This window comes from Caulobacter sp. GW456-12-1-14-TSB4 (assembly GCF_059424195.1).
The window spans coordinates 197,871-207,672 of the sequence record NZ_JBWKZF010000009.1 but is presented as its reverse complement, the minus strand read 5'-3'; the positions used below and the strand labels follow the sequence as shown (position 1 = coordinate 207,672).

Genomic DNA, 9,802 nt, shown 5'->3' with positions numbered 1-9,802 from the left:
ACCCCGTCGATCCCGGTCCGCCCGCGTCTCCCCTCCCAGCGGCGCGGGCCGGGACGAACCTTTCCCCAAGATGCTAAGCCCGTTCCGTATCCCCACGGAGCGTTCCCATGCCGATCCAGGCCCTGCGCGCCCAACTGCCCGCCTACGCCAAGGACATCGCCCGTAACCTGGAGGTCCTGGCCGGCGAGACGGTGCTGGACGATGTCGCCAAATGGAGCTGCTTCGTCGCCAGCGCCTGCGCGGCCGGCGAGCCCGAGACCCTGCACGCCATCACGATGGCCGCGCGCGAGGCGGGCCTGTCGCCGCAAGCCCTCGATGAGGCCAGGACAGCGGCGGCGACCATGGCCATGACCAATGTCTATTTCCGCGCCGTCCACCTGATGACCGCGACCCAATATGAGCATCTGCCCTCGCGCCTGCGTTTCGGCCGCGATCACGCGACGGCCTACGAGCTCTGCTGCATGGCGGTGTCGGCGATCAACGGCTGCGGCGCGTGCCTCGACAGCCATGAAGCCGAGCTGCGTCGGCGCAGCGTGGAGCCGGTCCAGATCCAGACCGCCCTGCGCATCGGCGCCGTGGTCAACGCCGTCGCCCGGGTCATCGGCGCCGAGATCTCGGATCGTCCCCAGTTTTCGGGCGTTTGAAAGCTATCCGCGACGCCGCGTCGCGGCCGCAAAGCACCGGCGGCCCCTCGACATTCACCTTGCCCGTAAACTAAGTTGTTAACCTCTGGGTAAGAGATTCGCGGCGTCCGCAAGCGACCTGTCAGGTCGCGATGGACTCGCACGGGGCGAAAGTGGGCGACATGAGACTGCTGTCGAAGAATTCTCGCGACAACAAGAACGGCAAACCGGTCGTTCTGGGTGAGGACACCCAGGTCGAGACCGTGCAGCATCAGATCGAGTCCACCCAGGCGATCGGTCAACGCTACGAGACCATTCATGGCGGCCTCGACAGCATCGGCCGCGTCATGGAGCATCTTCGCGCCATCGAGCCGCTGATCGCCGAAATCCGGGGTCCGGTCGCCCAGGAGTTCGACGCCCGCCGCGCCGAGCACGCCGAGCTGATCGCCCTGCGCGCCAACTACGACCACGCCCAACGTCAGGTCGCCCAGATCCAGGCCGAGGAGCGCGACGTCAGCGCCCGCCTGTCCGCCGCCGAAACCGCTCTGGGCGAGTCGGACGCCCGCCGTCAGACCCAGGACGCGGCGCTCGAAGACAACGCCCTCGAGATCGACCGCCTGCGCAACGCCCTGCTGCAGTCGGACCTCAAGGTCTCCAGCCTCGACGCGTCCTTGCGCGACTCCAACGCCCGCATCGAACACCTGGTGCAGGACGTCGAAGGCCTGCGCGTCCAGGCCCAGGACATCGACACCCGTCGTGGCGACGCCGAGGCCTCGCTGGCCCGCGCCAACCAGGACAACGCCCTGCTGGGCGAGGAAGCCGCGACCCTGAAGAAGCGCGTCGATCAGGCCGGCCTGGACGTGGCCCGCCTGTCGCGCATCGAGACCGACCTCGAAGCCCAGCTGGCCGGCGAACGCGCCCGCGTCCAGGCGATCGAGAATGCTCTGCACGCCCACCAGACCGACGGCGGCCGCATCATCCGTGGCCTGGAAAGCCAGGTCGAAGCCTCGCGCGCCGAAATCTCGGCGCTGCAGACCCGCCTGGAAACCTCCACGGGCCGCGCGGACAAGCTGGAAGAGATGAACGGCCAGATCTCGGCCCGTCTCGCCGAGTCCTCGGCCCACCAGAAGGCCGTCGAGCGCCGCGCCGGCGATCTCAATGTCGCCCTGGAACGCGCCCTCGACCGCATCCGTACGCTGGAAGAAGAGTCGGACGGCCTGCGTCAACGCCACGCCGGCGTCGACACCGCCCGCGCCACGGCGATCGAACGCGCCGACCAGCTGGCCAAGAGCACCGTGGCCCAGGACAAGGCCATGAAGCGCGCCGAGGAGCGGGCCCAGCAACTGCGCACCCGTCTCGACGGCATGCAGGAAGCCCAGGACCAGCTGCGCCGCGAACACGAGGACAAGGTCGCCGACCTGCAAGCCACGATCGAGCGCCTCACCTCGGAAGCCGCCTTGGCCGAAGGCGCCCTGGAAGCCGCCCGTCGCGATCGCTCGCGTCTGCAGATGGCCCTCCTGGGGGCTTCGGACGACGGGATGGCGGAAAGCGCTTAATTCAAACGCCGTCTTCCCGGCGAAAGCCGGGACCCAGATGCAAGAGCGCCCGCGACACCGAGAGGTTCGCGGGCGTTTCTGCATGCGGCTCCGAGGTCTACGATCTGGGCCCCGACTTTCGCCGGGGAAATCCGGAGGAGGGGTTAGCGCGCCGCCTCGCTCGCCGCCTTCAGCCCGGCCACCTGCTGACCGAGCACGCCATCGACCGGCGCGGCGATCTTGTCCAAGCCGCCTCGGAAGTAACCGCCAACATCGTAGGTGACGGTCACGGTCGTCGCGCCGTCTTTCTCCGCCAACAGGAAGGTCAGCGCGCCCGACGCGCCGGAGCTCTGCATCGGTCCCAGCGCGCCAGTCAGAACCAGCTTTTGCCCCGGCGCGGCATTGACCGTGGTCATGTGCAGCACCGAGCCGCCGTTCGGCAGCCGCTCGCAGAAACAGCCGCCCGAGGCCGCGCCCAGCGACAGGTTGGCGGCCGAGCCCGACCAGGTATGGGCAGAGGCCCACCACTTGGCCGGCGTCACCAAGGTGGCCCAGACCACGCCGGCCGGCGCGGCGATCACGACCTGATGCCGGACCTCGAAGCCGTTGGGCTGAGCATCCACGACCTCGGCCCGCGCCGAACCCGCGGCCAGCAGCGTCAGAGCGGCGGCGATCATCATCTTCATGCGAGGTCCCTCCCGACCCGAGGGTGAGGGCAGGGACGGGCGGGCGTCAACGCTGGCCGTCCTATTCGATCGGGGAGCTGACCGCCGCGCCGCCGGCCTTCAGCCGATCCAGCACGCCGTTGGCCGGCAGCAGGAAGCCCAGATCGACCACCGCCACCGTGACGCCGGGACGCTTCAGCGCGTCGGTCATGGCGTCGGTCGTCTGGTCGACGCCCTTGTCCAGCAAGGCCGCCCCGCCCGGCGCCCGCAGCAGGCAGCGCTGGGCGCCGCTGGCGCGATAGCGGGCGCGGACCGAGGCGAGGTCGCCCTGCGCCCAGTCCTGGCCGATCGTCGTGGAATGGGCGCCGTCATAGGCGATCTCGTCCAGGGCCACGCGCAGGCAGTAGAGCTGGTCCTCGGGCGAGAGCTTGGCGGCGATGGAGGTCACCGCGCTCATCCGATACTGGCCGACCGCCTTGACCTTCAGCTTGCGGGCCTTGGCCATGCGCTCGACCGTGCTGATCGGCTTGGCTTCGGAGAGACCCGCCGCCTGGCGGAAGTCCGACAGCAGCAGGAAGCCCGCCACGCCCGGCTTCCAGTTCTTGTAGTCGCCCGCGCCCTTGCGGGCCTGGGTGCGGGATTCCACGAAGCGGGCCTTCAGGTCCGCCGGCAGCTGGTCCTCGAGATTCTTGCCCATCGGCTGGCGCAGACCGCCGCCGAAGCTGAGCAGGAAGCCCGCCGCCTGGGTGACGCCGACCGCCGCTTGGGGCGGGACCAGCACCAGGCTGGCCTTGTCCAAGGCCTTGTTCAGGCGCGGGCTTTCCCACTTCAGCTGGTGGGGCAGGGGTGTGGCCGAGCCGAGGATGTAGAGCTTGGCGCCGTCCTTCTCGACCAGCCAGACCGCCGGCCCTCGCGGCTTGGCCACCACGGTCAGCTCGGCGACCACCGCGCTCTCGTCCTGGGCCGGCGCCTGGCCGAGTTCTACGACTGGCGGCGGAGGCGGGGTGGTCTGGCCGGAAATCAGCAGGGACAGGGCTAGAGCGGCGGACGCGACCATCGAAACTCCTTCAGCCCCCGAGCCCCTTTAGCCCTTCTCCCGTGGCGGGAGAAGGGCTTGGGTCTTGTCGCTTACGCTCCGGCCGGGACCGGGAAACCGCGCTTGCGCATCAGGGCCCCGATCTTCACGTCGCGGCCGCGGAAGGCGCGGAACTGGTCCACCGGATCGACGGTGTTGCCCTTCGACATGATGGTCTCGTAGAGGCGCTTGGCGGTCGGCTTGTCGTAGAACTTGCCCGGCGCCTCCTCGAAGGCCTCGGCGACGTCGGCGGTCAGGGTGTCGGCCCACAGATAGCTGTAGTAGCCGGCCGAATAGCCGTCGGACGAGAACACGTGGCCGAACTGCGGGGTGCGGTGACGCATGACGATCTCATGCGGCATGTTCAGCTTGGCCAGCTCCTCGCGCTCGAACTTGTCCGGATCGATGTCCACATCACCGGCCAGGTGCAGCTTCATGTCGATCAGGGCCGAGGCCAGGTATTCGGTGGTGCCGAAGCCCTCGCCGAACTTGCCGGCGGCGGCGATCTTGTCGACCAGGGCCTGCGGGATCGGCTTGCCGGTCTGATAGTGCAGGGCGAACTGGTTCAGCACCTGCGGCGTCGGCAGCCAGTGCTCGTTCAGCTGGCTGGGGAACTCGACATAGTCGCGGGCCACGGCGGTGCCCGACACCGACGGATAGGTGGCGTTGGCGTTCAGGCCGTGCAGGGCGTGGCCGAATTCGTGGAACAGGGTGGTGGCGTCGTCCCAAGAGATCAGCAGGGGCTCGCCGGGCTTGCCCTTGATGAAGTTGGAGTTGTTCGAGACGATCGTGGTGACCTCGCCCTTGAACCGCTCCTGGGTGCGATAGGCGTTCATCCACGCGCCCGAGCGCTTGCCCGGACGGGCATAGGGGTCGAAGTACCACAGGCCGACATGCTTGCCGGCGCGGGTCACCTCATAGACCGTGATGTCCTCGTGATAGACGGGGATGCCTTCCAGCTTCTTGAACTGGAAGCCGTACAGTTGGCCCGAGGCCCAGAACATGCCCTCGCGCAGCTTGTCCAGCTGCAGGTACGGCTTCACCTCGTTCATATCGAGGGCGTACTTCGCCAGGCGGACCTTCTCGGCGTAGAAGCGATAGTCCCACGGCTCCAGCTTGAAGCCGCCGTTCTCTTTATCGATGATCGCCTGCATGTCGGCGACGTCGATGGCGACCTGGGCGATGGCCGGGGTCCACACCGCCTCCATCAGCGCCATGGCGTTCTCGGGCGTCTTGGCCATGGCGTTCTCGAGGTGCCAGTGGGCGTGGGTCTGGTAGCCCAAGAGCTTGGCGCGCTCGACACGTAGCTTCAGGATCTTGGCGATGATGGCGTTGTTGTCGGTCGCGCCGCCGTTGTCGCCGCGGTTGACGAACGCGCGCCAGACCTTCTCACGCGCCGAGCGGACCGGCGAGGCGGCCAGGAACGGGTCGACGCTGGAGCGGGTGTTCACGATGATGAACTTGCCCGGCAGCTTGCGCGAGGCGGCGTTCGAGGCGGCGGCGGCCTTCAGGCCTTCCGACAGGCCAGCCAAGTCGGCGTCCGACAGCTCGATCCAGGTGCTCTCGTCGGCCAGCAGGTTCTGGCTGAACTTGGTGTAGAGGCCGGCCAGCTCGGTGTTGATCGCGCCGACGCGGGCCTTGGCCTCGGGCGAGAGCTTGGCGCCCGAGCGCACGAAGTTGCGATAGTAGATCCACAGCACGCGCTGCTGTTCCGGCGTCAGCTTGGCCTTGTCCGGCGAATTGTAGACGGCCTCGACGCGGGCGAAGAGGGCGACGTTCTGGTTGATCTTGTCGCCATGGGCCGAGAGCTTGGGATCCATCTCTTCCTCGACCTTCTGGAACTCCGGCGTACTCATGGTCGAGCCCCAGATGCCGTAGAAGGTCGAGACGTCGTTCAGCATCCGGCCGGAGTCTTCCAGCGCGCCGATGGTGTTGTCGAAGGTCGGCGCGGCCTTGTTGGCCGTGATCGCGTCGATCTCGGCCAGGTTCTTGGCCATGGCCGTTTCCAGGGCCGGCTTGAAGTCGGCGACCTTGACCTTGTCGAAGGCCGGCACGCCGCCATAGGGGCCAACCCACTTCTGGGTCATGGGATTAGCGCCTTGGGCCATGGACAAGCTCGGATTGAGGGCGGCGACCGCGCCGGTGGCGGCGGCTGAAGCAAGGAACGTACGACGTTGCACGGAGTGTCTCCGGTGAAGATTTGGACGCGACCCTAACAAGGTTCCAGGGCGTGTCACATGACAGGGCTGTAACCTTCTTCGATCCGTGCCCAGTCCGTGGACGACGCCCGGTTTGGCGGCTACAGCTTTGGCCATGATCGGCGTCTTCGACTCCGGCGTGGGCGGCCTCTCGGTCCACCGCGCCCTCGTGCAGCGTCTGCCCCAGGCGGACTTCACCTATCTGGCCGACCAGGCCCACGCGCCCTATGGCGTGCGGACCGGCGAGGACATCGTCGAGCTGACCAAGGCCGGCTGCATCCGCCTGTTCGACCGCGGCGCCAGCCTGGTCGTCCTGGCCTGCAACACCGCCTCGGCCATCGCGCTGCGCCGCCTGCAGCAGACCTGGCTGCCGGGGTATCGGAAAGAGATCGGACGGCCGGTCAACATCCTGGGCATCATCGTGCCGACCATCGAGAAGGCCACCGGCCTGCCGTGGGAGCACGAGGCCGAGCGGCGTGGCGACAAGGTCGAGCAACTCGATATCCTCGGCGTCTTCGCCACCCCGGCCACGGTCCGCTCGCGCGTTTACGAGATCGAGATCGACAAGCGCAAACAGGACCTGGCGGTGTTCTCTGAACCCTGCCCGGAGCTGGTGCCGCTGATCGAGCACGACGCCTCGGTGGTCGAGCTGGCCAAGGCGGTCGAGAGCCACGTCCAGGCCCTGAAGACCCGCATCGGCCGCTATCCGCACCGCGTGGTGCTGGGCTGCACCCACTACGAGATCATCGCCGACCTGTTCCGCGCGGCCTTGCCGGCGGGTACGCCGCTGATCCAGCAGCCCGAGGCGACGGCCGACGCGCTGGAGCTCTATCTGGAGCGCCACCCGGAATATCTGGTGGGGACGGGCGGTGGACGCGTGTTCCTGACCACCGGCACGCCGGGTCCGCAGAACGGCCTGGTCCAAGGATTCTGGGGCGGTCCGGTCGCGTTCGAGGCGGCTTGAGAAGCGGCTCCCCCGCTTGGGGAGCTGTCGGCGAAGCCGACTGAGGGGGCCATCTGGGCCTAGGCCACGCTGCCCCCTCCGGCCCTTCGGGCCACCTCCCCCGGAAGGGGAGGAGATCCGCGACCTTATGAATCATTTCCTGACGAACGCCGTAAACGCCTCTTAACGCTCTTCGGGCACAACATCGCGGTTCGACCCATTCCGCCGGGTCGCGAGACGAGTTGAGTTCGGAGACTTTCATGGCGCGAGCCGCGCGGCGATCCACGACGGAGCTCCTCTGGGACGCGATCCGTTACGGCTGGGTCCAGCCCTGGACCGCCCGGTTCCGGGGCGGGATCATCACCGTGATCGGGGCCGGCCTGCTGCTGGCCATCGCCACCTACAACGCCACCGATCCCAGCCTGAACGCCGCCACCGGCGAGCCGGCCCGCAACGCCCTGGGCGGCCCGGGCGCGGCGATCGCCGACCTCCTGATGCAGTCGCTGGGCCTGTCCGGCTGGGGCGTGGCTTTGTTCATGCTGGTCTTTGGCGTCACCCGCGTGGCCCAGGCCGACCCGGACGCCGAGCGCAAGGACCTGCGCCAGCGCGCCGGCGTCGGCGCCCTGGGCCTGCTGGCCCTGTCGGCCACCTTGGCGGCCCCGCCGCCGCCCGCGATCTGGCAGCTGGAAAAGGGCCTCGGCGGTTTCTGGGGCGACGCCCTGCTGCACATGGTGGCCAGCGTCCTGCGCTTCGCCCACATCCCTGGCGCGACCATCGTCGCCGCCCTGCTGTTCGCCGTCGCCGCCATCGTCGCCCTGGGCTTCGCCATCGGCGTGCGCGAGGTCGATCCCGACGCCATCCACGCCGCCGTCAGCAACGCCCTGCAGCCGCGTGTCCGCGCCGAGCCGGAGCCGATGCCCGAACCGGCGCCCAAGCCCGCCCGGGTCCGCAAGGAAAAGGCCCAGCCCGCGCCGCCGCGCGAGCGTCCCGGCCGCCTGCCGCCGATCGACGGCGATGACGAGGCCGTGGTCGCCGCCGCCGCTCCGACGCCGATCTCCGAGCGCGCGCCGGAACGCGCCTACACCCCGCCCCCGCCGCAGAACGAGGAGGACGAGTTCGAGGACATGCTCGACGCCCGTCCGATGGCGATCGCCAAGCCCAAGGCCCCGGTCAAGGAATCCGGCCGCGAGCAACGCGAACAGCAAAAGGCCTTCGCCTTCGACGAGGAGGACGGCTTCCAGCTGCCCGAGCTGGCCATGCTGGCCAAGGCCAAGCCGCGCTCGTCGGAAGTCGACGCCGGTTCGCTGCGCCAGAACGCCCGCCTGCTTGAAAGCGTGCTGGCCGAGTTCGGCGTGAAAGGCCAGATCGACCAGATCCGCCCCGGCCCCGTGGTCACCATGTACGAGCTGGTGCCGGCCCCGGGCGTGAAGACCGCCCGCGTCGTGGCCCTCGCGGACGACATCGCCCGCTCGATGAGCGTGATCTCGTGCCGCGTCGCCGTGGCCCAGGGCCGCAACGCCATCGGCATCGAGATGCCGAACTCCAAGCGCGAGACGGTCTATCTGCGCGACCTGCTGAGCAGCGCCGACTACGAAAAGGCCAGCCAGATCCTGCCCATGGCGCTCGGCGAAACCATCGGCGGCGAGCCCTATATCGCCGACCTGGCCAAGATGCCCCACCTGCTGATCGCCGGCACCACCGGCTCGGGCAAGTCGGTCGGCGTCAACGCCATGATCCTGTCGATCCTGTACAAGCTGCCGCCCGAGAAGTGCCGCTTCATCATGGTCGATCCCAAGATGCTGGAACTGTCGGTCTATGACGGCATCCCGCACCTGCTGGCTCCCGTCGTGACCGATCCGAAGAAGGCCGTCGTCGCCCTGAAGTGGACCGTCCGCGAGATGGAGGACCGCTATCGCCGGATGTCCAAGATCGGCGTGCGCAACATCGCCGGCTATAACGAAAAGGCCAACGAAGCCCTGGAGAAGGGCGAGCATTTCGAGCGCACCGTCCAGACCGGTTTCGATGACGCTGGCCGGCCGATCTACGAGACCGAGCAGATCCGCCCCGAGGCCATGCCCTATCTGGTCGTGGTCATCGACGAGGTCGCCGACCTGATGATGGTGGCCGGCAAGGACATCGAAGGCGCCGTGCAGCGCCTGGCCCAGATGGCCCGCGCCGCCGGCATCCACCTGATCATGGCCACCCAGCGCCCGTCGGTCGACGTCATCACCGGCACCATCAAGGCCAACTTCCCGACCCGGATCAGCTTCCAGGTCACCAGCAAGATCGACGCCCGCACCATCCTGGGCGAGCAGGGCGCCGAGCAGCTGCTGGGCCAGGGCGACATGCTCTACATGGCCGGCGGCGGCCGCATCACCCGCCTGCACGGCCCGTTCGTTTCGGACGGCGAAGTCGAGGCCGTGGCCAAGTTCCTGCGCGACCAGGGCATCCCGCAGTACCTGGAAGAAGTCACCGCTGGCGGCGACGAGGAACAGGAAGAGGCCATCGAGGGCGCTTTCGCCGGCGAGGGTGGGGCCAACGACCTCTACGACCACGCCGTGGCCGTGGTCACCCGCGACCGCAAGGCCTCGACCAGCTACATCCAGCGCCGCCTGCAGATCGGCTACAACCGCGCCGCCTCGCTGATGGAGCGGATGGAGAAGGAAGGCGTCGTCGGCGCCGCCAACCACGCGGGCAAGCGGGAGATCCTGGCTCCGCCGCCGCCGCCGATGTAGGCCCATTCCGTTTCCCCGGCGCAACACC

General features: G+C 68.5%; 7 protein-coding genes. 4 read left to right on the top strand and 3 right to left on the bottom strand.

All coding sequences use genetic code 11. The annotated features are described in order from the left end of the window. The first annotated feature begins 107 nt into the window (after window positions 1-107). Together ahpD and creS are read left to right on the top strand one after the other, a co-directional pair. On the top strand, window positions 108-644 hold the full coding sequence (ahpD, locus tag AC07YH_RS11390) for an alkylhydroperoxidase, AhpD family (protein WP_494747097.1): 537 nt from the start codon (window positions 108-110) through the stop codon (window positions 642-644). A gap of 161 nt (window positions 645-805) precedes the next feature. Beyond that, window positions 806-2,179, top strand: coding sequence for a crescentin (creS, locus tag AC07YH_RS11385; RefSeq protein ID WP_494747096.1), 1,374 nt, complete (start codon window positions 806-808; stop codon window positions 2,177-2,179). A 143-nt stretch (window positions 2,180-2,322) separates the two neighbouring features. On the opposite strand, the gene AC07YH_RS11380 is transcribed toward creS, so the two are convergent. From AC07YH_RS11380 to AC07YH_RS11370, 3 genes are all read right to left on the bottom strand, one after another. Continuing rightward, on the bottom strand, window positions 2,323-2,844 hold the full coding sequence (locus tag AC07YH_RS11380) for an SRPBCC family protein (RefSeq protein ID WP_494747095.1): 522 nt from the start codon (window positions 2,842-2,844) through the stop codon (window positions 2,323-2,325). A 61-nt stretch (window positions 2,845-2,905) separates the two neighbouring features. Further along, window positions 2,906-3,880 (bottom strand): TraB/GumN family protein, encoded by a 975-nt coding sequence (locus AC07YH_RS11375; RefSeq protein WP_494747094.1) that lies wholly within the window; start codon window positions 3,878-3,880, stop codon window positions 2,906-2,908. 71 nt (window positions 3,881-3,951) lie between these two features. Further along, window positions 3,952-6,078: a M3 family metallopeptidase gene (locus tag AC07YH_RS11370; RefSeq protein ID WP_494747093.1), complete on the bottom strand. Its 2,127-nt coding sequence runs from the start codon at window positions 6,076-6,078 to the stop codon at window positions 3,952-3,954. Between the two features lie 133 nt (window positions 6,079-6,211). On the opposite strand from AC07YH_RS11370, the gene AC07YH_RS11365 reads away from it, so the two are divergent. Both AC07YH_RS11365 and AC07YH_RS11360 read left to right on the top strand, forming a co-directional pair. After that, a complete protein-coding gene (locus AC07YH_RS11365; RefSeq protein ID WP_494747092.1) occupies window positions 6,212-7,060 on the top strand; it encodes a glutamate racemase in 849 nt (282 codons plus the stop codon). A 221-nt stretch (window positions 7,061-7,281) separates the two neighbouring features. Next, on the top strand, window positions 7,282-9,774 hold the full coding sequence (locus AC07YH_RS11360; RefSeq protein ID WP_494747091.1) for an FtsK/SpoIIIE family DNA translocase: 2,493 nt from the start codon (window positions 7,282-7,284) through the stop codon (window positions 9,772-9,774). Window positions 9,775-9,802: the final 28 nt, after the last annotated feature.